This is a genomic window from Pseudogracilibacillus auburnensis (assembly GCF_003201975.1).
In the GTDB taxonomy this organism is placed as follows: Bacteria; Bacillota; Bacilli; order Bacillales; family Amphibacillaceae; genus Pseudogracilibacillus; species Pseudogracilibacillus auburnensis.
Map to the genome: position 1 here is coordinate 332,773 of NZ_QJJQ01000002.1, position 25,506 is coordinate 358,278.

Annotated in this window: 23 protein-coding genes; 6 read left to right on the forward strand and 17 right to left on the reverse strand. The window is 35.6% G+C overall.

Annotation, left to right across the window (positions count from 1 at the left end):
• Positions 1 to 54: 54 nt before the first annotated feature.
• Complete coding sequence (locus tag DFR56_RS04705) at positions 55 to 690, forward strand: YigZ family protein (protein ID WP_110394261.1); 636 nt, start codon at positions 55 to 57, stop codon at positions 688 to 690.
• On the opposite strand, the gene DFR56_RS22825 is transcribed toward DFR56_RS04705, so the two are convergent.
• Positions 687 to 833 carry a hypothetical protein gene (locus DFR56_RS22825; RefSeq protein WP_158525504.1) on the reverse strand — a complete coding sequence of 49 codons (147 nt, stop codon included), beginning with the start codon at positions 831 to 833 and terminating at the stop codon, positions 687 to 689. The two genes, DFR56_RS04705 and DFR56_RS22825, sit on opposite strands and share 4 nt — an antisense overlap.
• Before the next feature lie 313 nt (positions 834 to 1,146).
• Between DFR56_RS22825 and DFR56_RS04710 the strand changes: the two genes are divergently transcribed.
• Positions 1,147 to 1,728 (forward strand): class D sortase, encoded by a 582-nt coding sequence (locus DFR56_RS04710; RefSeq protein ID WP_110394262.1) that lies wholly within the window; start codon positions 1,147 to 1,149, stop codon positions 1,726 to 1,728.
• A gap of 335 nt (positions 1,729 to 2,063) precedes the next feature.
• A complete protein-coding gene (locus DFR56_RS04715; RefSeq protein WP_110394263.1) occupies positions 2,064 to 4,094 on the forward strand; it encodes a penicillin-binding transpeptidase domain-containing protein in 2,031 nt (676 codons plus the stop codon).
• Positions 4,095 to 4,602: 508 nt separating this feature from the next.
• On the opposite strand, the gene DFR56_RS04720 is transcribed toward DFR56_RS04715, so the two are convergent.
• The 6 genes from DFR56_RS04720 to DFR56_RS04745 all read right to left on the reverse strand — a co-directional run bounded on the left by DFR56_RS04720 (position 4,603) and on the right by DFR56_RS04745 (position 9,629).
• Positions 4,603 to 5,052 carry a hypothetical protein gene (locus DFR56_RS04720; RefSeq protein WP_110394264.1) on the reverse strand — a complete coding sequence of 150 codons (450 nt, stop codon included), beginning with the start codon at positions 5,050 to 5,052 and terminating at the stop codon, positions 4,603 to 4,605.
• Positions 5,053 to 5,134: 82 nt separating this feature from the next.
• Positions 5,135 to 6,163, reverse strand: coding sequence for a hypothetical protein (locus DFR56_RS04725; protein WP_110394265.1), 1,029 nt, complete (start codon positions 6,161 to 6,163; stop codon positions 5,135 to 5,137).
• Positions 6,164 to 6,265: 102 nt separating this feature from the next.
• Entirely contained in the window at positions 6,266 to 6,625 is a 360-nt protein-coding gene (locus DFR56_RS04730; protein ID WP_110394266.1) for a DUF779 domain-containing protein, read from the reverse strand.
• Positions 6,626 to 6,738: 113 nt separating this feature from the next.
• Positions 6,739 to 8,259: an aldehyde dehydrogenase gene (gene adh / locus DFR56_RS04735; RefSeq protein ID WP_110394267.1), complete on the reverse strand. Its 1,521-nt coding sequence runs from the start codon at positions 8,257 to 8,259 to the stop codon at positions 6,739 to 6,741.
• A 229-nt stretch (positions 8,260 to 8,488) separates the two neighbouring features.
• Positions 8,489 to 8,671 carry a cold-shock protein gene (locus DFR56_RS04740; RefSeq protein ID WP_110394268.1) on the reverse strand — a complete coding sequence of 61 codons (183 nt, stop codon included), beginning with the start codon at positions 8,669 to 8,671 and terminating at the stop codon, positions 8,489 to 8,491.
• Between the two features lie 67 nt (positions 8,672 to 8,738).
• Positions 8,739 to 9,629: a LysR family transcriptional regulator gene (locus DFR56_RS04745; RefSeq protein ID WP_110394269.1), complete on the reverse strand. Its 891-nt coding sequence runs from the start codon at positions 9,627 to 9,629 to the stop codon at positions 8,739 to 8,741.
• Between the two features lie 116 nt (positions 9,630 to 9,745).
• On the opposite strand from DFR56_RS04745, the gene DFR56_RS04750 reads away from it, so the two are divergent.
• The gene (locus DFR56_RS04750; RefSeq protein WP_110394270.1) at positions 9,746 to 10,750 is read left to right on the forward strand and encodes a YeiH family protein; all 1,005 of its coding nucleotides are present in this window, start codon (positions 9,746 to 9,748) and stop codon (positions 10,748 to 10,750) included.
• 1,077 nt (positions 10,751 to 11,827) lie between these two features.
• Here the strand turns inward: DFR56_RS04750 and DFR56_RS04765 are convergent.
• The 4 genes from DFR56_RS04765 to DFR56_RS04780 all read right to left on the reverse strand — a co-directional run bounded on the left by DFR56_RS04765 (position 11,828) and on the right by DFR56_RS04780 (position 17,099).
• Positions 11,828 to 12,562, reverse strand: coding sequence for a Cof-type HAD-IIB family hydrolase (locus tag DFR56_RS04765; RefSeq protein WP_110394273.1), 735 nt, complete (start codon positions 12,560 to 12,562; stop codon positions 11,828 to 11,830).
• Positions 12,563 to 12,576: 14 nt separating this feature from the next.
• Positions 12,577 to 13,797: a CynX/NimT family MFS transporter gene (locus DFR56_RS04770; protein ID WP_244916428.1), complete on the reverse strand. Its 1,221-nt coding sequence runs from the start codon at positions 13,795 to 13,797 to the stop codon at positions 12,577 to 12,579.
• 213 nt (positions 13,798 to 14,010) lie between these two features.
• Complete coding sequence (locus DFR56_RS04775) at positions 14,011 to 16,005, reverse strand: TRAP transporter permease (RefSeq protein WP_110394274.1); 1,995 nt, start codon at positions 16,003 to 16,005, stop codon at positions 14,011 to 14,013.
• 74 nt (positions 16,006 to 16,079) lie between these two features.
• Positions 16,080 to 17,099, reverse strand: a complete 1,020-nt coding sequence (locus DFR56_RS04780) for a TAXI family TRAP transporter solute-binding subunit (RefSeq protein ID WP_110394275.1) — start codon at positions 17,097 to 17,099, stop codon at positions 16,080 to 16,082.
• Between the two features lie 641 nt (positions 17,100 to 17,740).
• On the opposite strand from DFR56_RS04780, the gene DFR56_RS04785 reads away from it, so the two are divergent.
• Both DFR56_RS04785 and DFR56_RS04790 read left to right on the forward strand, forming a co-directional pair.
• A complete protein-coding gene (locus tag DFR56_RS04785) occupies positions 17,741 to 18,130 on the forward strand; it encodes a YgzB family protein (RefSeq protein ID WP_242694449.1) in 390 nt (129 codons plus the stop codon).
• A gap of 15 nt (positions 18,131 to 18,145) precedes the next feature.
• Positions 18,146 to 19,885 carry a chorismate-binding protein gene (locus tag DFR56_RS04790; protein ID WP_242694448.1) on the forward strand — a complete coding sequence of 580 codons (1,740 nt, stop codon included), beginning with the start codon at positions 18,146 to 18,148 and terminating at the stop codon, positions 19,883 to 19,885.
• A 455-nt stretch (positions 19,886 to 20,340) separates the two neighbouring features.
• Here the strand turns inward: DFR56_RS04790 and DFR56_RS04795 are convergent, their stop codons facing one another.
• From DFR56_RS04795 to DFR56_RS04820, 6 genes are all read right to left on the reverse strand, one after another.
• Positions 20,341 to 20,736, reverse strand: a complete 396-nt coding sequence (locus DFR56_RS04795; RefSeq protein ID WP_110394277.1) for a VOC family protein — start codon at positions 20,734 to 20,736, stop codon at positions 20,341 to 20,343.
• Positions 20,737 to 21,166: 430 nt separating this feature from the next.
• Positions 21,167 to 21,610: a Fur family transcriptional regulator gene (gene perR / locus DFR56_RS04800; RefSeq protein ID WP_207518811.1), complete on the reverse strand. Its 444-nt coding sequence runs from the start codon at positions 21,608 to 21,610 to the stop codon at positions 21,167 to 21,169.
• Between the two features lie 206 nt (positions 21,611 to 21,816).
• The gene (locus DFR56_RS04805) at positions 21,817 to 22,374 is read right to left on the reverse strand and encodes a cob(I)yrinic acid a,c-diamide adenosyltransferase (protein ID WP_110394279.1); all 558 of its coding nucleotides are present in this window, start codon (positions 22,372 to 22,374) and stop codon (positions 21,817 to 21,819) included.
• Positions 22,375 to 22,396: 22 nt separating this feature from the next.
• A complete protein-coding gene (gene bcp / locus DFR56_RS04810; protein WP_110394280.1) occupies positions 22,397 to 22,861 on the reverse strand; it encodes a thioredoxin-dependent thiol peroxidase in 465 nt (154 codons plus the stop codon).
• 70 nt (positions 22,862 to 22,931) lie between these two features.
• Positions 22,932 to 23,366, reverse strand: coding sequence for a potassium channel family protein (locus DFR56_RS04815; RefSeq protein WP_110394281.1), 435 nt, complete (start codon positions 23,364 to 23,366; stop codon positions 22,932 to 22,934).
• Between the two features lie 355 nt (positions 23,367 to 23,721).
• Positions 23,722 to 25,488: an ABC transporter ATP-binding protein gene (locus tag DFR56_RS04820; protein WP_110394282.1), complete on the reverse strand. Its 1,767-nt coding sequence runs from the start codon at positions 25,486 to 25,488 to the stop codon at positions 23,722 to 23,724.
• Positions 25,489 to 25,506: the final 18 nt, after the last annotated feature.

Sequence of the window (25,506 nt, forward strand, 5' to 3'; positions counted from 1 at the left end):
ACCGACCTATGTTATAATTAGGAAAGCACTATCTTATCGGAGGAATTAATCTATATGCTAAATTATTATTATACCGTAAAACAAGCTGGTACACACGAAATAATTATTCAAAAATCTCGATTTATCGGATATGTAGAAAGAGTAAAGTCAGCGGAGGAGGCTCAACAATTTGTTCAAAAAATCAAAAAAAAGCATCATGATGCCACACATAATTGCTCGGCTTACTTAATCGGTGATCATGATGAAATTCAAAAGGCAAATGATGATGGAGAACCTAGTGGTACAGCCGGCATCCCAATGTTGGACGTATTAAAAAAGCTTCAATTAAAAAATACTGCTGTTGTTGTTACACGCTATTTCGGTGGGATAAAACTCGGTGCTGGAGGATTAATCCGAGCTTACAGCAGCACAACTTCTGAAACAATTAAAACAATAGGCATCGTAAAAGGTGAGTTAATGCAAGGGATATCCTTGAGCATCGAGTATCCTTTACTTGGAAAAGTGGAAAATGCCTTACGGATGTCATCCCATGTGATCGATCATATTAATTATTTAGAAAAAGTAGAATTAATTGTCTATGTCCATATCGGAGTTGCTGATTCCTTTCAAGCGGAAATGATTGATTTAACAAATAATCAAATTATACTTAATGAAATAGATAAAAAATATATTGAAACGATCGTATCTTAAGGTCTGTTGCTTGCAATTAGTAATGTTTTCTGGAATTCTCGGACAATTAAATGAATTAATTCGTCTGTTGAAGTTATATTATCTTGTTCCGTTTCGTAAATTATATTTTGTAATAAGCTTTTAAATCTTTCTTGTTCAGTCATTAATGATCATCCTTATTCTCAGTTATTCGAAAAGTCATCTTTCATTCCTATTCCTACATTATTTTAAACAATAATTGTAAATTCGACAAGACTTTTCTATCAATTGTTTTACTTTTTTTATCATATGCTATTTCAAAAGAAATTGGAATTTGTACAAGTGTGATGGAAGAACGTTTTTTGTTGGTTTTTTTGAACGTTTAAATTGTGTTAATAAGTAATGAATATTTAATTTATTTGTTTCATTTCCCTTGGTAAGACGGTATAATAAGCGTAATAAAATGATTTAGAAATGTTCGTTTCAAGGAGTGATTTTTTGCGCAAATTATCTGTTTTTTTAATGATAATCGGAATTGGTATCATTGGTTACGCTGGCTATCAATTAGTCTTAACAAACATGTTACAAAAAGAAAGTTTAGCGGAAGCTCAAGAAATACTAACTTCAACCGACGACGTAGATAATTTACTAGAGGCATATAAAAACTTTTCTCCGAATGTGGGAGATACAATTGGAATTTTAGACATTCCAAAAATTGATGCGGAATTACCGATCGTCGAAGGAACAGATGAAGATGAGTTAGAAAAGGGAGTTGGTCATTATAAAAGTACGGTCTTTCCATCAGAAAATGATCAAATCTTGTTATCAGGTCATCGGGATACTGTTTTTAGGAGAATGGGTGAATTAGAAATTGGTGATATTTTAACGGTTAAAGTGCCGTACGGGGAATTTTCCTATGAAATTGTCGAAACGAGAATAGTCAGTGCAGATGATCGTACTGTCATAAAATCGACAGCACCTGATGAAGTATTAACGGTTTCTACTTGCTATCCATTTAATTATGTTGGAAGTGCACCAGATAGATATATTATTAACGCACTCCCTGTGGATACTAAATAATGTCATTTTGATTAAATTGATCAAAATGATTTTTTATACATTTAAGAAGCTGTTCAAAAAGTCCGATAAAAATGACATTTCAGCATTTCTTTGGCAGAAAAGCTGTGCTGGCAATATTTTATATGCAAAGTAATCGCAGACATAATCTTTTTCGATGGGAGGAGCATCCAATGCAGTCCCAGAACATCAGCGATCTTAGCTAACCTCGGATCCTTTTTTATCTTCCTTTTTGAACATGCACTTAAAGAAAAAAGTGAAACATAACGTTTGTTTCTCACATTGTCCTATATAAAGAAATAGAGAGAGATCGCTTAACCAATCTTGGGGGTTTTAAAATGAAAAGATATTTATACGTAGTTAGTCTTATATTTCTAATTTTTCTTGCAAGTTGTTCCAATGAAGAACATAACCCAGCAGAGCAGCTTGATACATACATTTCCCTTTGGAACAAAAATGAGTTTATGAAAATGTATGAGATGCTGACAGATGAAGTGAAAGCTGAATATGCAAAAGAAGATTTTGTTGATCGCTATGAGAAAATTTACAATGATCTAGGAATCGAAAATTTGGCTATATCTTCAACCGAATTATCAGATAAAGAGTTGTCCAAAGCTCGTGAAGAAGGGATTGTCACTGTCCCCTTAGAAGTAGAAATGGATAGTATCGCTGGTCCAATTCAATTCACATATGATATTACCCTTCACTTGGTGGAAGAAGATAATGAGGAAGAAACAAAAGACTGGTATATTGAATGGGATCCTGGACTTATTTTTCCTGATTTGGCGGATGGCGGAAAAATTAAGATTGATGTAGAAAGCCCAAGAAGAGGAGAAATTCTTGACCGCAATCAAATGCCACTTGCTATCAATGATATCGCTTATGAAATTGGAGTTGTCCCAAGTAAATTTGAATCTGAAGAAAATGAAAAAGAGCAAATTGCAGCATTATTAAATATGTCGGTTAATGCAATAGATGAAAAGTTAAATGCAGCTTGGGTTGAGCCTGACCATTTCGTTCCATTAAAAATAATTCCCAAAAGTGCGGAAGAAAAAATATCTCAATTGTTGCTTATTCCTTCCGTCACTTCTGTTAAAACAACTGGTAGAACATACCCATCCAATAAGGCTGCCGCACATTTAACTGGGTACATTGGGCAAATCACGTCTGAAGAAATGAAAAAATATCCAGAAGGTGCGTACAAAGAAAGTGATATGATTGGTAAACGCGGTCTGGAACTCTTTTATGAAGACAAATTACGTGGCGAAGAAGGAGTTAAAATACTAATCATTAAAGATAATGGCGATAAAAAAGAAGAAACGATTCTGCTAGCGGAGAAATCTGTAAAAAATGGGGAACATATTCAAATTTCAATTGATGTTAATATTCAAGAAAAAATATTTTCGTCTTATGAAGGTAAATCTGGAACTGCAGCTGCCATTAACCCAAAAACTGGGGAAATTCTAGCATTAATAAGCAGTCCATCGTTTGATCCGAATGAATTAACGTATGGAATCTCTCAAAGTAACTGGGATGCACTAATGAATGATAAAGAAGAACCATTTGTTAACCGCTTTACAGCAACGTATGCACCTGGTTCAGTTCTAAAGCCTGTTTCAGCTGCAATAGGGTTATCAAATGGCACGATTAAGCCAGAAGAAGGAATTACGATAAATGGGTTAACATGGGGGAAAGAAGGATGGGGAGACTTCAAAGTAAAACGGGTTTCTACCACTTCGAAACCAGTCGATCTAAGAGAAGCTATTATTAAATCAGATAATATTTATTTCGCAATGAAAGCTGTTGAAATGGGTAGTGATAATTATATTGAAGGGTTGAAAAAATTTGGTTTTGGAGAAAAGCTTCCAGTCTCTTTTCCGTTTAATGCATCACAAGTGTCAAATGATGGGAAATTGACGGATGAAGTTCTCCTTGCAAATACGAGTTATGGGCAAGGGGAAATCGAGGTAAGCTCTCTGCATATGGCACTTGCCTATACTCCTTTTTTAAATAAGGGGAACATGATAAAACCGAGCTTTTTACAAGAGGATAAAAAAGGAGAAATTTGGGTTGAAAATGTGATTAGTGAAGAAGATGCCGAACTAATGCAACAATATTTACGTGATGTTGTGACAGATGGTACTGCAAAAGCAGCGAAAGATGAGGATTTCCCTGTATCGGGAAAAACCGGAACTGCAGAGCTTAAAGTTGCCCTCGATACGAAAGGTCATGAAAATGGTTGGTTCGTCGGATATCCAACAGAAGATCAAGATATGTTAATTGCGATGATGGTAGAAAAAGCGGAAAATATTGGCTCAAGCAGTTTTGTTGCTGGTAAAGTATTGGATATTTTAAAAGATACAAAGTAATACTGCGGTTTTGAGGCTGGGACATAACTAAAACGACCATATCGAAAGACGAATAATGCATTATCTTAGCGGAGGAAATATACGTAGACTCCTGCGGGAGGAAAGGCATCGGTGAGACCCCACAGTGCGCTAGCCGAGGAGACTCACCAGCCGCCCGCGGTAAAGGAGTCACTGTGAAAACAAGCGATAGCGCAGGTTGAACAGATGTCGCTCTTATGCCCTGTGGTGAAAGCGAAGTATATTTCCAGAGCGGATTATATGCAGCTACCATTGTTCGGGTTTTTCTTTGGTGAAAACACTTTTGTCCCGGCCTCTTCTATTATGCTTACGTGAGGATAGGAATAAACGTTGTCTAGTTCCTTTACCGACGATAAAAATCGTCTCTTTCGCGAAAGGAAACACGCTGATTGGTAAGCAGTTAGGCGTTGAAAAGGCTATGTTGTCGGTTTTATTATTTCTGTGAGCAAAAAAAGAGAAACTTTCTATTGTTAAATAGAAAATTCTCCTTTTATAATAACTTCACTAACATATTAAATGTTTGAATATCTTTTTCATCCAGTGATTTATCTATTAATCTTTTAATATTTTGCACTTCTAGTTCCTTAATAATTAATTCGGTTTTATCATTCAGTTGACTTTCTTGTTTTTGTACAACTAATGATTTTTCATAATAAGGCTTAATGATTTCTTCTAATTGATCCATAAAATCAGCAAGGGAAGTTAATTTTTTTACGGTTAAATAAATAATATCTTTCCCTTTTTGAAAGGCAAATTTTGTTTCTGTATTAACAACCTGTTTTGTTTTACGATTAATTAATATTTCCTGACCTTCAATCGGAACAAAATGGTATACTTTCTTATTAATAAATAACGAAAAATACTGATACGCCAATATGATCCGGATATATTCTGTATTCATTTTAATATAATAAGGTTTTAATAATTTAACTGTCACCATTTCCCCCACCTCCTAATTGAAAGATACTATGTTAGTTGACTTATTTTACAATGAATTCAGAAAAATTGCAAGAGTAAATTTATTATTTGGGCATAATTTCCTCGACGATTTGATCAAAATTGTTTATTTCTGTATGCAGCCAACTTTTTTCTTTCTTTTCCTCTAATTCCTTTGTAGCTTCGAGTTTCTTTAAGCCCTTTTTCATTTCGGCTTTATATCTTTTTGTATAATGAGTTATTTCAGCCTCATATTTTTCATCTGTTCCCTTCGTTACTGTTTGTTCGTATAGATCGACAATTGCATCACCAATTCGTGTTGGAAATAATTCATGTGGTGGCGTGCTGTCAAATAGACAACAATCAAGATCGCGAATGATGAGCATATCAAGACTTTTTGGATCAAAGCTACAATGGTAGACTTCTACATCATATCCATATTGATGACATGCTTCTAATACTTTTTTCATAAATACTGATTTTCCTGTTCCCGCTCTCCCTTTAATAAAAATTCGATTTTGGATAGGTTCGATTAAATCTTGCACATGATTGACGATCCCATCAGGCGTATTTGTACCAAATAACCTTTTATACACTGTAATTGGTTGTGAACTTGTTTCAGTATCATGAAATAATTCCGCTATACAATTTTCTGCCGCATGATCCGCTTTTGTAAAATCCATTTCATTAATATAGATTTTTTCTAAATCATCGTGGATTTCTAATCCTCTTTTGAAATAAGCATATGCTTCTTCATATAGTTGATTTTTTTCTGGCATGTGAACAGCTTTGTCTGAACTACCTGGAATAAATTCGGTTAAATCAACGATTATTTCATTTTCTATCGAAGGGTCATTATTCGCTAATATTGCTACAGATAGCTCACGAACTATTATTCCATCCACATATTCTTTACTTTGAGGACTACTAATTATTTCAAGATCATATTCTTTACTGTAAAAATTGGCAATTTTTTTTAACACTTTCGTTTTTACTATGTTTGAAGGATGTTGTAAAATAATTATTTTCTTTATGTCTTTTATATTCGATTGTAAAAAGGTTACATATCCCTCTGCTGTATGACCATGTACATAGTATTTTATTTCTTGATGCACAACAACACTTCCTTTTATTTCTACGAGTTTATTCATATTATATGCAAATTATGTGTAGATGTTTTTGCCTACAAAAATTCAACAACTTACCATTTAAAAAATTTATCCAATACCTAATTGCTTGCGTTCTTCGGTCGTGAAAACGCGAGAGCGTGTTAAAAATCTTTTTCCTTCTGGCCCCTCGAGTGAAAACATCCCTCCACGTCCATCAACAACATCAATAATTAATTGTGTATGTTTCCAGTAATCATATTGATCTTTCGACATATAAAATGGTGTACCACCAATTTTACCTAATAAAACATCCGAATCTCCAGTTCGGAACTCATCTCTCGGATAGCACATTGGGGAACTCCCATCACAACAACCTCCAGATTGATGAAACATAAGGTCTCCATGTATCTCTTTTAAATGTTTGATTAAAGAAAGGGCTGCTTCTGTCGCTGTCACTCGTTCCACCATTTTCATCACTCCTCTTATCATATTATATATAATGGGCTACTTTCTAATGCACGTTTTATCTCTTTTGTACAAAAAACTCCCACTATTTTCTAGAGTGGGAGTTTTTCATTTGATTAAAAGAATCCAGCTGGACCTTCACTATAACTAACAAGTAAATTTTTCGTCTGCTGGTAATGGCTTAACATCATTAAGTGTGTTTCTCTACCAATTCCGGATTTTTTATATCCACCAAAAGCTGCATGCGCTGGATACTGGTGGTACGTATTTGTCCATACGCGACCAGCTTGGATACCACGTCCAAATCGATACGCTTTATTAATATTGCGTGTCCAAACTCCAGCACCTAATCCATATAACGTATCATTTGCAATTTCCATCGCTTCATCATCGTCAGAGAATGTCGTCACTGATAAAACAGGTCCAAAAATTTCCTCTTGGAAAATGCGCATTTTATTATGACCTTTAAAAATAGTCGGTTCTACATAATATCCGCCCCCAAGTTCTCCTTCCAATTTATTTGCATTTCCACCGATTAATACTTCTGCACCTTCCTCTTTTCCGATGTTAAGATAAGAAGTGATTTTCTCCAATTGCTCTGTAGAAGCTTGTGCACCCATCATCGTTTCCGTGTCGAGTGGGTGTCCGATCTTTATCTTCTTCACTCGGTCAATCGCACGCTCTATGAAAGAATCATAAATCGATTCATGAATTAACGCTCGTGATGGACATGTACAAACTTCCCCTTGGTTTAGTGCAAACATGACTAATCCTTCAATCGCTTTATCTAGAAATCCGTCATCTTCATCCATGACATCTTTAAAAAATATGTTTGGTGATTTCCCACCGAGTTCTAACGTTACTGGGATTAAATTTTCAGAAGCATATTGCATAATTAAACGTCCTGTAGTCGTTTCTCCAGTAAATGCTACTTTCGAAACACGACTATTGGAAGCAAGTGGTTTTCCAGCTTCCACCCCGAATCCATTGACAATATTCAGTACCCCAGGAGGAATCAAATCACCAATTAATTCAAGTAATACATGAATAGATGCTGGTGTTTGTTCTGCTGGTTTTAAAACGACACAGTTACCTGCTGCAAGTGCTGGTGCAATTTTCCACGTCGCCATTAAAATTGGGAAATTCCATGGAATTATTTGACCTACCACTCCAATTGGCTCATGAAAATGATATGCTACCGTATCATTGTCGATTTGACTAATCGTTCCTTCTTGTGACCTAATTGCTGAGGCGAAATAACGATAATGGTCGACAGCAAGTGGTATATCTGCTGCTAATGTTTCTCTAACTGCTTTTCCATTATCCCACGTTTCTGCTACAGCTAACATTGCTAAATTTTCTTCGATCCGATCCGCTATTTTATTTAAAATATTCGCTCTTTCTGTGACAGAAGTTTTTCCCCAAGCATCTTTCGCATCATGTGCTGCATCAAGGGCTAGTTCGACATCCTCTTTCGTTGATCTAGCAATCTCACAAAATACTTGCCCTGTTACCGGGCTTACATTTTCAAAGTATTTACCGTTTGTTGGGGGAACATACTCTCCACCAATATAGTTATCATACCGCTCTTTGTAATGAACAACTGACCCCTCTGTATTCGGATTTGCATACCTCATCCATTCATTCCTCCCTATATTTTTTGAAATCGCTTACATCAAGTTGTTAGATCATGTTGTTTTACTTAATTAGATAATATCAATAACGTGCAAACATTTCAATCCCTTTTAAAACATTTTAACTAATGATAAAGTGTGCAAAAATTAAAAAACTCGGCATATACCAAGTTTTTTGATAGAAATATTTATTTATGAATACGATAGCGCCTCCAACGCCCCTATTAATAATTCATTCCAATTCTGGTAGCATCCGTATTTCCTGCTCCATTTTTGATTGACAAAGCGGACATTCTGGTTCTTTTTCAAAGCTAAATGACTCTCTCATCCAACCTTGACATTCATCACTTGTACATGACCATACATTCGTCTCAACCTCAGGTAAAGGTTCTTTTGGACCCCGTGAAAAAGCCATGTTACCATCCCCTTTCAATATCCCTATTATACCTCTTTTTTGAAAATAAAGAAAGTTATTATATGAATCATTTGTTCGCGTATGGGTGATTGATCACCATATCAACGAACGTTTTCATTGCCTTCGTTTCAAACTCTTGCCTTATTTTTATAATGGAAAAATCGCGTTGCACAGGTGTTTGCATAACGGGTAATTGTTTCACTGTCCCAAGCTTCAGTTCTTTTTTTATTGCCCATTTTGATACTAAACTAATACCTAATCCAGCTTCCACCGCTTCTTTTATTATTTGCGTACTACCAAAAATGAGGATCTGTTTTGGATTAATGTTATTTTTACGTAAAAAATGTTCGGTTATTTTTCTCGTTCCCGAACCTTCTTCACGGATGAGCCATGTCATATCATTTAATTCTTCCGGTGCGATTGGTCCCTTTCTATGTAAGTTTTTCCTACCGCTTGCGATAATATACATTTCATCCGTCGTAAACAATAGATGATTCATTGTCTCGTCCTTAAAATTCCCTTCAATCAACCCTACATCTATTTCATGATTAAGTAACTTTTTTCCAATCTCTTCCGTATTCCCTATTAAAATATGTGGGGTTATTTGAGGGAATTGTTTAGAAAGGTTTTTGACTATTTTGGGTAAAAGATATTCACCAATTGTATAACTTGCACCAATTTTTAAGTTACCACTAGGTTCATTTTCCAATTCTGAAACTAAAGCTTCCATTTGCTCATATTTTGCGATTATTTCTTTGCCAATTACATAAACTATTTCTCCTGCTTTATTTACATGTAATTGTTTATTATTTCTTTCAATTAATTTTGTTCCAATTTTTTGTTCCAAACTCTTGATTGATTGACTAACAGCTGGCTGGGTCATATGTAATTTTTGAGCAGCGCGGGTAAAGCTCTTTGATTCAACTACTTCGATAAAAACTGCTAAATATTGATCCATAGTGAATTACTCCTTTCATAAGTATTCCTTATGCGAACCATCATTAATATCTATTTTACTAATGATATAGATCATTTTATACTATTTATGTAACAAAATAGAGAGAAGGGTATATCATGATAAAAGATTTACACTGGAATAAAGTAATTTTAGGGATTGGTTTTACTTTTTTTATCGCTTTACTTGGCTATGTATTAGCAATCGTACCAGGATTTAATCGGGTCGGTCCTTTAGCTTGTGCCATTATACTTGCAGTAATTTATCGTCAAATCTTTGGCTATCCTACATTTCTTAAAGCTGGAATTGATATTACCGCAAAATATATTTTACGATTAGCAATCATTTTGTACGGATTAAAGCTAAATATTAACGTAATATTTGAAGATGGGCTTGGATTATTAGTCAAGAGCATCATCGCGATTATTTTTGCTATTTTCCTTATGATTTATCTAGCAAAATGGTTGAAGGCCGAAGAGGAAATTTCACTTTTATTAGGAATTGGGACTGGCATTTGTGGGGCTGCGGCAATTGCAGCTACCGCTCCTATTTTAAAAGCGAAGGAAGAAGATACCGCAATAAGTATTGCCATTATCGCGTTAATTGGAACCGTATTTTCGATTTGTTATACGTTGGTTATGCCAATACTCCCAATTTCAAGTATTGACTTTGGGATTTGGTCTGGTCTTAGTTTACACGAACTTGCCCATGTAGCGCTGGCGGCTGAACCTGCTGGGGAAAATGAACTTGCGATCGCTCTGCTTGCAAAGTTAACTCGTGTATTTTTACTTGTTCCTGTCTGTTTTATCTTAATTATGTGGCTAAAACGTAAAAAGAATGGCAATGAAGGGGCTAGTATTACGTTTCCGTATTTCTTACTTGGATTTATTATGATGAGTTTGTTCGGGAGTTATGTATTAAATAAGTTCATTTTTATTTCTGATCCTATACAACTATGGATTAGTAATGGGACAACGTTTTTACTTACTTCAGCAATGGTTGGACTTGGTTTAAATGTCAGTTTATCTTCCATTCGAACGAAAGCGTTAAAACCATTGCTTGCGATGATCATTACTTCTGTTGTGCTAAGTATTGTGATGTTCTTGCTAACAGTTGTCTTTTAAGAGGGTGGGACATAACAAAACGTCCCACTCAAAAGATAAATTATTATCAAAATAGAAAGTTTAAAATATTACTCGGCAGCTGTCGGATTTTAAATATAAACGTAGTTGAACGAAACTGTGTAGTAACTTTTAAATAGTGAATATACCATCGCTACGGAAATGCACTCCGCTTTCGACAACTGAAATGGTTTTAAAAGAACTTTGGAAGGATTGGTATACACCTGCATCCTGAATATGCTGCGCTTTCCATAGGCGGCTGATGAAAAAGTCCCCAAGGTTTGTTTACATGCGTTCCATCCGAATCCACTTCGCTTTCCTCGGGCAACGCCTCAACTAATTTCAAACGTTTTATTCAAAACGTTTGAAATGGATTTTCGGCTGTTGCTTTTCCCGCAGGAGTCTTCGTGCATTCGGATTCCACACAAATATGGAATGTTGACTTTTTCTTTCATCCTATTGTATTAGCGATACAGAGGTATGGAAAACATGCCATTTGGCCATAAAATAACCGTCTTTTTGGTATAATTTCGAATAGTTTTTTTCGGTAGCCTCCCTGTCCATCCACAGGAGTCTCCGTGCATTTCCTTCGCTAAGGTGAGGTTGAATCATTAGGTAATTTATGTTTGAAATAAATATCATTTACATTCACCTAACCAAACGTATAGTTGATTGGAGCGTAGGACAGTCGACTCCTGCGGGAAAAGCAAATGGTCTTCGATGGGACGAGCATTTAGCGGAGTCCCACGAGTCTGAAGACCCCGGAGGAAGCGGTTTTCTTCCGAGGCGGGTTAAGTTCGCGACGTCCTTGTCGCAACACCCGCACTAGCACGTCCTGTGCGTCGGAGGCTGAAGCCGTGCCCGCGGAAAGCGACTGTCCGTAGCGGAAATCAACGTTGCTGTGACTAGGTTTATAGACGAAATATCAAACTAAGATACTGCACAGTTTAATTTTTATGAGCAACACGTTTTTTTAAAAAACATCATGCAAAATCCGAACTTATGCATTCTTCATTGAAGTATTTGCACCAAGTTCGGATTTTTCCATGACTAACCTATTTTTCCCGTCCTCTTCCTCTGTTATAACGCAAAGCGCTCAATTGCTTTTGCAACACCATCATCATTATTCGTATCTGTCACATAATCGGCCGTTTCAATAATTAATTGCTGTGCATTTGCAACTGCAACTCCTACTCCAACTTGTTCGATCATTTTGAGATCATTTAAACTATCACCTGCTGCCATAACGTTTTCCATTGAAATACCGAGCTCTTTACAGATCGAACGAATCGCTTTTGCTTTATTTACCCCTGCTTTGTTTATTTCTATATTTGTAAGCGATGAATTTGTTATTTCAATACTTTTATCATCTTGTAACTGTTCAAGTAAAAATTGTTTCGCCTTCTCATCCAAGTTACCATATCCAATTTTCAACCATTCATGTTGATGGAAATTTTCAGGACGTCTACGATTGACAAAAATTTCATCTGTTGCAACGATCCACATATGGTAATTGTTTTTATCTCCTAACTCCCATAATGATTCTATTTTATGAGCATCTAATGTATGTCTTTCTAGTAACTTATGATCAACAGTCCATATTTCTGCACCGTTTGATGTAATAATATAGGAAGTTAATTTTAACTCTTCTGCATAAGAAGCACACATTTGTAGTGGTCTTCCAGTACTTAAGACAATTTCAATATCCTCATTTAATGCTTGATTGATAACATTTTTCGTATAATTAGATACAATTCCATCATCATTTAACAAAGTTCCGTCCATATCTAATGCAACTAATTTAACTTTTTTCATGTAAATCCCCTTTTCTATTTATCTAGTACATATTTATTTTGACCTGCAGCCATTCCGAAATAGATGATAACAATAGTTATACCAATTAATAAATATAATGGGATTGTCCACACTTGAGTCAGATCATAAATAAAGCCAATCATAATTGGTCCGGTTGCGGCAAGAAGATAACCAATTGATTGTGCCATCCCTGATAATTCAGCAGCTTGTTTCGCATTTCTAGCCCGAATTGCAAGAAATGATAATGCTAAGGCGAAGTTCGCACTTGAGGCTGTCCCTATACAAGCGATAGCAATTAAAGTTACGACAAAAGATGGATTCATTATTAAACAAGTGACACCAATAATGTATAACGTATTGACAATCAAAACTAACAAGCTTTGTGATTTCATTTTTACGGCAATCATTGGAACAATAAAACTAACTGGGATACCGATAAACTGAAAATAAGAAAGCATCACTCCAGCCGTTGTCTTGTCCATTCCATATCCCATTAAAATTTCTGGTAACCAAGATATCGTTATGTAAAAAATCGATGATTGCAGACCCATAAATAAAGCGACTTTCCAAGCGAGAGGCGCTTTCCACATGCCACTTCCTTTATCCGGTTCAAAAAACGCCATCTTCTCTTCACTTTTTATGTTATTCTTCCGGTAAATAATCGTCCAAATAATAAGGCCAATTGCTGCGGGAATAATCCAAATGAATAAGGCGAGCTGCCATCCTAACTGTAAACCTTCCGCTAAAGGTACACTAACACCTGATGCCGAAGTAGCAAAAATGGACATAGATGATGTATATATACTTGTCATAATCGCCACTTTTGTTGGAAACTTTTCCTTAATGACTCCTGGAAGTAGTACATTGCAAATTGCGATTCCAAAACCGATAAATAAAGTTCCTAAAAATAACAAAAAGATAACCGAAATAGATCGTAAACTTATGCCTATTATTAACACGAGTAATCCAAAAGCTAGTGTCCGTTCATTTGAAAGTCTATTTGCAAGCTTCGGTGCGATAGGTGACATAATGGCAAACGCAATTAACGGTAAGCTCGTTAACAGTGCGACGCTCCAATTAGAGAAACCTACATCGTCTCGAATGGTTCCAATTAATGGTCCAACCGATGTGATAGCTGGTCGTAAATTGAAGGCGATAAAGACGATTCCAGTAAATAATAATATGGTATATGCTTTTCCTTTATTTTCTTGATGTACTATATTTTGTCCACTCAAACGATAGCCCACCTTCCTAAACTCTTATTCATCATAACATATAAACTTAGTTGAATTTAAGAGAAGTAGATTAAAATACTGCAAATGTATGGCTTGAACGTTTGAAATAAAAGGTGGCTTGCTCTTTTCGTCGAACGAAAGTCTAAATTACCATCAAAAAAACTGTCTCACAAGCCTTGGCTGGAAGACAGTTTTTTCATTTCTAGCTACAATTTATGAAGTTACCTGAGATGGAGTCTGTTGCTCTAATCCACCACTATCATCTTTTCGTTGTTTTTGAATAAACCAAACGAGACCAATAAGCCCAATCCCGACAAAATTTGTAATCATTTCCGGTAAAATTAAACACATTCCACCTATAAACATGAACAACCGCTCCCACACTCTTGAATGACGAATAAAAAATCCAATCATCGCACTACTGACACCCATCATTCCGATTACAGCTGTTGCAATGGCCACGGTTAACTCAAGTGCCGTCACATCAACTAAAACTAAAATTGGATTATACACAAATATATAAGGAATAATAAATGCCGCTATCGCGAGTTTTACCGCTGTTACACCACTCTTAAATGGATTCGCCCTAGCAATTCCAGCCCCGGCATAAGCGGCAAGGCAAACTGGCGGTGTAATATCAGCAACAATACCAAAGTAAAACACAAACATATGAACCGCAATCGGTGCTAGATCGAAACCATTAATTAAAGCTGGAGCAGCGATGGTTGCGGTTACAACATAGTTCGCTGTTGTCGGCAGCCCCATGCCTAAAATGAGGCAAGCAATCATTGTGAAGAAGAGCGCTAATATTAAGTGGCCCGATGATAAAGAAATAATACCAGCAGCAAATTTCGCCCCAAGCCCTGTAATACTAACGACACCAGCAATAATTCCTGCTGTTGCGACTGCTGCAATAACAGGTAATGCAACACGAGCACCTTGTTCTAGAACGTAGAACGTCTTTTTCAATGACATCCGTGATTCTTTACGAATTAAACTAACTAAATAAGTGGAAATAATTCCATAAATTGCGGCACGTTGTGGTGTAAATCCAATCATTACTGTTCCAATAATGACAAATAATGGAATAAGCATGTAACCATAACGAATCATTTGTTCTTTCAAATTCGGTAATTGCGACTTAGGTAATCCTAAAATTCCTAACTTTTTCGCTTCAAAATGAGTACCAATAAAAATTCCAGTAAAGTATAGAATCGCCGGAACGATTGCTGCTACCATAATTACTGCATAGGAAACACCTAAATATTCCATCATAATAAAGGCTGCAGCACCCATTATTGGTGGCATAATTTGTCCCCCAGTAGATGCAGATGCTTCTGTACCTGCTGCAAATTCAGGTTTAAATCCTGCCTTTTTCATCATCGGAATTGTAAAGGAACCAGAAGCAACTGTATTTCCTACTGAACTCCCTGATACCATTCCTTGTAAAGCGCTAGCGACAACTGCCGCTTTTGCTGTTCCTCCAGTGAACCTTCCTGTTAAAGCAAATGCTATATCATTAAAAAACTGGCCGATTCTCGTATGAACGAGCATGACACCGAAAAATAAAAACAAGTAAATAAATTTAGATGAAATTTGAATGGGCGTCCCGAAAACTCCACTCTCTTGATACCAAAGATTAGTCGCTACACGATTAAATGAAAATCCCGGATGTGATAAAACCTGAGTTGGTATATATTTCCCAAATAATGCATACAGAATCATGACAGATGCAACGATAACGATTGGGATTCCTACCGTACGACGTGTTGCTTCAAGTAGTAATAAAATTGCGACAATAGAAATAATCGTATCAAGCATACTATAACCCGAAATTCTGCTTTGAATAATCGAATCGAAAAAGATTATTTTATGATACGTTACATACATCGCTGTAAAAGCTAATATAACATCATACCAAGGAACTGTTTTTTGCTTTTTTTGCAAGCCACTTTTTGCTGGATAAAGTAAAAATATAATTCCAAGCGCTGTCCCTAAATGGATCGCCCCTTGCTTTTGTGAAGGTAGCGTTCCAAAATAACCCGCATAAATATGAAAAACCGTTAAAGCAACTCCCAAAAAGGTAACAATCCACGCCCATTTACCAATATGTTCCCGAAATTGACTTTCTCGATCATATTTTTCCAACATTTTTTTTGCGTCTTTTTCCGCTTGAGATTGTTCTTTTAAACGCACCTGTTCATCCATCTTCCCACCACCTTTTTCTAAAAAGGAAAAGAGCATATAAAGATTGCTCTTTTCCCAGCTTTTTTTACACTATCTTACTTTCCGTCTAAACTAGTAATCCCTGTCGTTTCTCTCGTAACAATTTGAACAATCTCAGGATAGATATGACCGATAAAGGCAACGTTTTCAATTACGTTCCCTTCAAAATCACCTTCCCCATTAATCGCAGCTAACGATGGAACATGAACAGCCATCCCTAAGTCCATCTCGCCTTCACCAATTGTTGCTAAATTTTCAACAGAAGCACCTGTTTCCATATTGGTAAAATTACTATCTAAATGGTTATTCCACACGTTAGCAATCTCTCCACCTAACGGATAGTATGTTCCACCTTGACTTCCCGTACCTAATATAAATTCTGTTTTACGATCTGCTTCGTCTGCGGTTAAGTCCGCAACTGGATTATCGACTGTTAATCCTTGTTCCTCATAATAACGTTTTGCGCCCGGGTGAATTGGTAAGCCTTCTGCACCATTTAAAGCGTTTTCTAACGTCATTTCGGCTCCCTGAGCATGGGTAACTTCATTCGCGTGTTCCACCATAATTCTAGCAAGCTCATACCCTAGCTCTTCATCGATTGTATCCGTGTTCCCCATTAAGACTGCATAAGCTGCAACTGTCTCAATGTCAGACTCTAAAAAATCATAACTATCTTGTGGTATAGTGTAACGTTCGTATCCAGTATTTGCTTCCATCTCTTCAATCGCTTCTTCTGATAATCCAAGCATAACAACATCCCCTGCAGACGCTTGCAAACTTTCGATACTACCAGCTGGAAGTCCTAAAATTCCTATCGAGATATCAATATTTCCGTCCTGTACCAAATCGGCTGCATCTCCAAAACCTTCTTGGTAAACTTGATAATCTCCCTCTTCTAATCCATGAGCTGCTAAAAGTATTTTAGAAACTGTGTTTGTTTCACTGGCAGCTGGACCGATTGCTATTTTTGCATCCTTCGCTCCACCACTAGTAGAACTACTTCCGCCACAAGCGGCTAGTACTAAAATAAGACCTACTAGCACCATCATAACAGTGAACAACCTAGTTTTTCTCATTGCTTATCCCCCTTATTTATTTGCCTCATGTAAACTAAACATGATGTAGGTAAGTAAAATAGTAAAGAATGGTAATGATGTCATTAGCTCACATTATAGCTTTATATAAGTATACTGATTATTCGACGAATTTTCAACCTACTTTTTCCTTATAATCCTCTACCTACCAAACAGTAATATGTATGTGCTTTCATGGAAAAATATGCTATTCATTTAAGTGCGTGTTCAAAAAAGAGGATAAAAAGAATCAAGGTCGCATAAGATCGCTGCGTTCTGGGACTCCACTAAATGCTCATCCCATCGAAAAGCTTTTGCATCTACGATTACTCGGTGCAATAAACATTGTACGTGCATTCGAGGTGGTGTAGCTTTAAGCAAGGGTGTATGCATTTTAATACGTGAGTAGCAGAGAGGCTAGCCAATTAGAAAACTTGACATTCGCCAGTCCTTCATTGTAATACCTTATTGCTACTTTGGCTATTCAAGAATGGATTTACACTTTCTTAAACAGCCAAAGAAATGTGAAGTGTCATTTTTTACCAAACCTTTAAATAACCTCTTTAAGGAATTAGTTGTTCAAATGTTAAACTATGAACGGTTCATGTTATAATACGAATGGAACAATTGAAGGAGGATTTACATTGAGTGAACCGCAATTAGTGTATAAAAGTAAAATTAATAAGATTAGAGGATTTGCACTTAGCTTAATCTTTATTGGTATAGCTGTTATGTATGGAGGAATATTAACGAAAAAAATCCCTTGGTTAATGGTTACTTTTTTCACCATAGGTGTATTATTTGTTATATTAAGTACAGTCGTTTATTTTTGGATAGGTCTTCTATCCACGAAAGCTATCCCAATCATTTGTCCAAGCTGTGAAAAACCGACAAAAATGCTCGGTCGTGTCGATGCTTGTATGCATTGTAAACAGCCACTCACATTGGATAAAGAACTTGAAGGTAAGGAATTTGATGAAAAATATAATACACGAAAATATCGTCGACAATCAGAAGAACAAAGAAAACAATAATAAGTGGTGGGGCTAATGGTAAAGCAAACCTTACAATTTGATTTTATGATAAACGAAACACAACGAAAGCCTCTTTTATTCTCACAGCCAGAAGAATTAATCATTGCTAATCACCTAAAGGATGTAGCAAATTGCTTAGAAAAAGTGGAGCAAGCGGTCGAAAATGGTTATTATGTTGCAGGTTATATAAGTTATGAAGTTGCTCATTCATTTTTTGACATACATAAAAAAACGGACAACCATATGCCTTTTATTTGGTTTGGCGTTTTTCGTGAGCCTTCTGTTCAAGTATTTGACCAAAATGGCGGATTTTCAGTTGAAAGTTGGGAAATCGCTCAATCAAAGCTGGAATATAATGAGACATTTCAGCACATTATGGATGCCATTATGGAAGGAAAGATCGATCAAATAAACTATACGGTCCCATTCCGAGCAAATTTTCATGGCGATCCTTTTACTTATTATAACCAATTAAGGAATGCACAACGTGCGAAATATTGTGCTTACTTAGATATTGGTGATTTTCAAATTCTATCGGCATCGCCAGAGCTATTTTTTCACGTTAAAAACGGTAGAATAACAGCGAAGCCAATGAAAGGCACCATTCATCGTGGAAAAACGTATGAAGAAGATATCCAAAATAAACATTGGTTACAAACATCGAAAAAGAATCAACAGGAAAATAATTTAATTACAACATTAATGTCTGATGAACTAAAAAGAATAGCAAATGAAGCAAGTATTGAAATTGTGGAAAAGTATTCCGTGGAAAAATATCCAACCGTATATCAGATGACCTCAACGATTTCTGGGGACATTTTACCAGAAGTTCGTTTCATTGATTTAATCAAAGCACTTTTTCCTTGTGGTTCCATATCCGGTGTCCCGAAACGTGAATCAATACAGATGATTACAGAACTTGAACCCGTCCCACGTGAAGTTTATTGCGGGGCAATTGGTTATATTACCCCTGAAAAAGAAGCTGTTTTTAATGTCCCTATCCGAACAGTCGTCATTGATAAACAGAATGGAATTGCTCGTTATGGTGCAGGTGGAGCAATAACGAAAGATTCAAATGTGGACGAAGAATATGACGAAGTGTTAACAAAGACAAAAGTATTACACATCAAAAACCAACCTTTTCAACTTTTGGAAACGTTTGGACTGTACGATGGGAAATATGTTGTTTTTAGTGAGCACATAAGTAGACTTGAAAAATCAGCAAACTATTTTGATTTTCACCTTAATCTTCCACGAATTAAAGAAAAACTAATGCAATATGCACATTGTCACAAAGATGGAGCATGGAAAGTCCGCTTATTAGTCGATGAAAATGGTCAGGGGCATACAGAAATTTTTAGATTACATGAAATAGAAAATCCGAAAGTTTGTTTAGCTAAAAAGCCGATCAATAAAGAAAATACATTTTTATACCATAAGACAACGAATCGTTCATTTTATAAAGAACATATGCGAGATGATGTACTTGATGTTTTATTATGGAATGAAAACGATGAAATCACCGAATTTACAATTGGAAATGTTGTAGTAGAAATCGATGGTGAACGCTTCACTCCCCCTATTGAATGCGGATTATTACCTGGTACATTTCGCGAAAAATTACTATCCGATGGTACAATAGTGGAGCGTAAAATCAAGAAAGCGGATTTACATAGTTGTACGCGAATATGGCTTATTAATAGTGTACGAAAATGGGTGGAAGTAGAATTAGTAAAACAGGATCGTTCACATTAACTAATTCGATTATTAAAAAAAGAGAAAAAACAATCTCAATAGAGCCAAGAATTCAGATATGGATATCTTGGCTCTATTCTCATTGTTATGACGATTACAAATCATATTTAATAATAAATGTTGTATGTAAACTAAAGGATTATTTAATTAAATAGAATTATCATATCCAAATATATACAAAGGAACAAATATTCGCGTTAAAATTATTTTAATGTTATTAAATAAAGGGGAAGTGAAATGAAAATAAAAAATATAAACATCCAAGAACAGATGATGCATTATAAAGTTCCAGGTTCTGTTAATTCTTGAATTACTGAATGCTTTAAAGGGAGTAAGATCGGAATATCTGCATAATAGAGCAAAAGAGATGATAAGTCCACAGGGCGGAAAGGCGTGGATTGGTCTTGGTGCATTTGCAAAAAGAGTCCATAGTAAAAGACTTTTATATTTAGAGTTCAAGGTGCTACCAATTCAACCTTAATTCTATCTGGGTCTTCAAAATAAACAGCGTAATGTTTTTCACCTCCTGCAAAGGGATGCTTATCGATATAAAGGATTTTAACCCCCTTGCGTTCTAACTTTCTTGTCATATCATCTACTTGTTGACGGGAACTTGCATGGAATGCCAAATGGTTTAGCCCAACTCTGCATCTATGGTAAGGTATGTCCATAAATCTTTCTTCTGCTTGTACGAAAACAATATATGTCTCTCCGATTTTCCAACTTTGTCCACTTTCCCACGATTGAAAAGTCTCGTATCCTAATTCCTCTAAAAACTCACCCCAAAAGTTGATTGAACTTTTTAAATCTGAAACATATATTTCAATATGGTGAATAAGTCCTTTTGACAATGGTTGACCTCCTTTGCTAAACTATATTGATTATTTTATCAGAAAACTTTAAAGTTACAATTTTTTATCATAAAAACAATAATCTTTAAGAAAACAGCCTTTCATCACAAGGTAAACCATTATAATAATATTTCTAAAATGAAGAGCTTTCATGCATTAACTGAAAGCAAAGTGAGCCTAGTAGAGAATAAGTGATAGTCAGAGTCAGGGGTTTTTAAAACTTCGAACAGATAGAAAATAGATTATACCCTCGTCAAAAATTGGAAGTCTTTAATGAATACTAATTTTTCTCTTCATTTTCCACTGTTAAATAATAGATAAAGAAAAAAATAGCAACTGATATAATCAGTTACTATTTTTTGAATCGATGCAATTTAACGTTTTTCCCATTATCATAATTTGTATACACGAAACTCTTTATTATGATTATTTATTGCACCTTTACTTTGGAACATTCATGACATTTACCGTAGAGTTCCATCCTATGATGGCTAATCTCAAATCCACTTACTTTTTCTGCTAATGATTCAATCTCATCAAGTGTCGGATAATGAAAATCTACAATCTTCCCACAATCTTCACAAATAATATGGTAATGATCATTCATATTACTATCAAATCGACTTGAATCGTCTCCGTACGTCAATTCACGAACAAGTCCAATTTCACGTAAGATGCGCAAATTGTTATATACAGTTGCAACACTCATGTTTGGGAACTTTCCCTCAAGGGCCTTGTAAATTTCATCTGCAGTTGGATGAGACATCGATGTTAGCAAATATTCAAGAACCGCATGACGTTGTGGTGTTATACGAACCCCAGACTTCTTTAATGTTTCAATCGCTATTTGTAATTTGTCGTCTATCACCGTCATGCACCTCGCTTTCACGTATATTTCATAATCCCAAAATACAGATTATAATCGCTATTATTAGTTTACATTGTTCTCGTAGGTATTGTCAATCTAAACCTAATACTGAATAATAATTAGTTTAAAGTAAGTGTGATTTCAATCACAATTTTGCCATAATAATTGAGAAGGAAATTGGTGTATTGAGAATAAGTTGTTCCTATACCAATTTATACATCTACTTGCAGCGAAATTTCTTCCCCTTTTAACTCATTGTTTACATATCTTGCTGCTACAAATAAATAATCTGATAATCGATTTAAATAGGAAATGGCTAATGTATTATGTAGTTCATCTTGAACCCCGACAGCTATTCTTTCCGCACGCCTAACTACTGTACGCGCTAAATGGAGTGAGCTTGAAGCACTATGCCCCGATGGTAAAATAAACTGCTTTAGTGGAGGTAAGTTCTCACTCCACTCATCGATTTGGTCTTCTAATTCTTTTATATGTTTATCCTTTAACTTCCATGCCACCTCACGATCACTTGGTGTCGAAAGTTCTGCTCCAACATGAAATAGGATCGTTTGGATTCGATACATTTTCTCTAAAAAATCAGCTTTTTTATCCCACTCCACATCATTTAAGAAGCTAAGCGCTAAGCCGATCATCGAGTTTGCTTCATCACAAGTGCCATATGCTTCAACACGTAAATCATTTTTTGCAACCCTTTTTCCATACACTAAAGAAGTGGTACCTTTATCACCAGACCTCGTATAAATTCTCACGTTATTTTCTCCCCCATTTTTCTTACAGTGTTTTCACAACTTCTAACGTTTCCTCGATATGACCTTTCACACGAACTTTTCTATATTCTTTTTGTATGATTCCTTCTTTATCGATAATAAATGTTGATCTTTCAACTCCATAAAATTCCTTGCCAAACATCTTTTTCAATTTCCATACTTCATAAAGCTCTGCCACTTTATGCTCAACATCTGCCAGTAATTGAAACGGTAAATCATGTTTATCAATAAATTTTTGATGACGCTCAATTGGATCCGGACTAATCCCTATAATAACTGTGTTGTAATCACTAAATGCTGCATAATGATCACGAAAATCACAAGCTTGTGTCGTACAGCCTGGAGTCATGTCTTTCGGATAAAAATATAAAACGATATTTTTACCTTGAAAATCGGCTAAACTAACCTCTTCTCCATCTTGGTTTTGTAACGTAAAATTAGGTGCTTTTTGTCCAACTTCTACAGACATCAAAATCCCTCCATTATTGTTATATATTTAACTATACCATAGGAAGCGGGCTTGCCTAAGTGATTATCACTTAAGAGCGATGCCGTTTTTGTTCAAAATTAAGATGGACTAATTTCAACACAAATGCTGTAGGTAAAATAAAGCCGATTAACGCTTGGATAATCGCAACGAATCTTCCGAAGCCTAACGGGGTGATATCCCCATAACCAATTGTCAGGAGAGTAACACCACTAAAATAAAAACTACGTAATAAAAGACTCGATGTGGATGAATCACTATCTTTTACATTTTCAACTAATGTCAGTTCATAAAAAGATAAAACAAAATAAATGAGCCCAAATCCAATAATGACGATACAATAAATGACAATAAGTGTATAAAACACTTCAAAAGATAGACTAATTTTATGTGTTTTTAACGGATGACTTTCTTGTCTAAACAAAATAAATTGAATTAAACTGTTTAATATGACGAAAAGTATAAGACTCATTATAATTATTTTCATATGATCCCTACTAACTTGTTCATTTATTTAAGCGTATGCATAACTAATACCCTGTTATTCTTCTTTTAAAAGAAGTACTAGGTTTTAAGTGGCTCTTTTATAAAAAATGGAAATGAATGATATGATTTTGTTGTTGAGGTATGTGGGGCTGGAGGAATAATGCATGAGTCAAAAGGAGAATGCAGCGTTCCTGAAAAAATGCGAAGTTCAAAGTGAAAATGAAGATCATTTGGGATAATAGTGAATTCAACAGGAAAATGCCTTTACCTAAATAGTAATTGCGTGTAATAAAACGTTTCCCCAACGTTACAGGAAAAATAATGGGAACCCCATTTATTTAAGGTTCCCTCTAAATCTATCCTTTTATTAAACTAGCACTTGAATCAAAATCTTGATGTTGATACAAGTCATAATAACTTCCTTTTTTACGCATTAATTCTACATGGGTACCCATTTCCGTTATTTGTCCATGTTCCACTACAATAATTCGGTCTGCATGTGTAATTGTTGCAAGACGATGCGCAACGATAAATGTCGTTCTATCTGCCGCTAAATTTTCAAGTGCCTCTTGAATCGTATGTTCACTCTCTAAATCAAGTGCGGATGTTGCCTCATCAAAAATAAGTATTGGAGGATTTTTTAAAAACACTCTGGCAATCGCAATTCTCTGTTGCTGACCGCCTGATAGTTTAACTCCACGTTCACCGACTAAAGTATCATACTTATTAGGTAGAGCTTCAATAAAATCATGGGCATTTGCTGCTTTTGCTGCAGCAATGACCTCTGCATCTGTTGCATACGGATTTCCCATGCGAATATTCATTGCAATTGATTCACTAAATAAAATATTATCTTGTAATACCATGCCAATATTGTTTCTCAACGACCGTTGCGTGACATCACGTATGTCAATCCCATCGACTTTAATCGATCCTTCTGTCACATCATAAAACCGCGGGATCAAACTAATTAAGGTGGACTTTCCTCCCCCACTCATTCCGACAAGCGCGACTGTTTCCCCTTTTTCGACATGTACATGAATATTATTTAATACTTTACTTTCATCTTCATTGTATTGAAAAGAAACATTTTGTATTGAAATATCACCATGAACTCGCTCTAATTCAATCGCATTTTGCTTATCATACACATCATATTTTTCATTCATAAACTCAAAAACACGATCAATCGATGCGATCGATTGCGTCAGCACTGTGGAAGCATTAATTAATCGTCGCAATGGACTATATACCCTTTCCATATACCCGACAAATGCAACCATTGTCCCAACCGTTAAATTACCAGTTATCACCTGATATGCTGCAAAAGCTATGACGAGTAATGGCGCTAAATCAGTAATCGTATTCGTAACGGCAAACGTTTTTGCATTCCAGCTCGTATGGTCGATCGCCTTTGTTAAAAAGTTTTTATTACGCTGATCAAATTGTTCTTGTTCATACTCTTCCAGTGCAAAACTACGTGTCACAGAAATTCCTTGCACTCGTTCATGAAGATGTCCTTGCACCTCTGCCAGCGCCTGCGAACGATCCCGGGTTAATTTCCGTAATTTTGCATAAAAATATTTCACTGAAAAACCGTACAACGGAAATAAGATTATCGATACAATCGTCAATTTAACGTCCATCGTTAGCATAATACCAATGGCAATGAGTATCGTTACCATATCAAGCCAAACATTCATTAAGCCAGTGATCACAAAAGTCTTCGTTTGCTCGACATCATGTATTACCCGGGAAATGATTTCTCCTGTCTTCGTATTAGAATAATACTTCAAACTAAGTCGTTGAATATGATCAAATAATCGATCTCTTAAGTCATATAAAATTTTACTACCAACTAATTGTGCCAAATATTGTCTAATATATTCAATAGGAGGACGTAATAAGAGAAACACAACAAATGAAATTCCCATTAACCAAAAAAGTTGGCTGATTTTATCTGCTTGTGACATGTTTCCCTGAATAATATTGTCGATCACATATTTTAAAATGAGTGGTATTAATAACGGAATCGCAAATTTAAATATGCCAATCATAATCGTCCAAATAATATGCCATGTATATGGACGAACAAATTTCAAATATTGTTTAATACTGCTCATGAAAAATCTTCCTTTTTA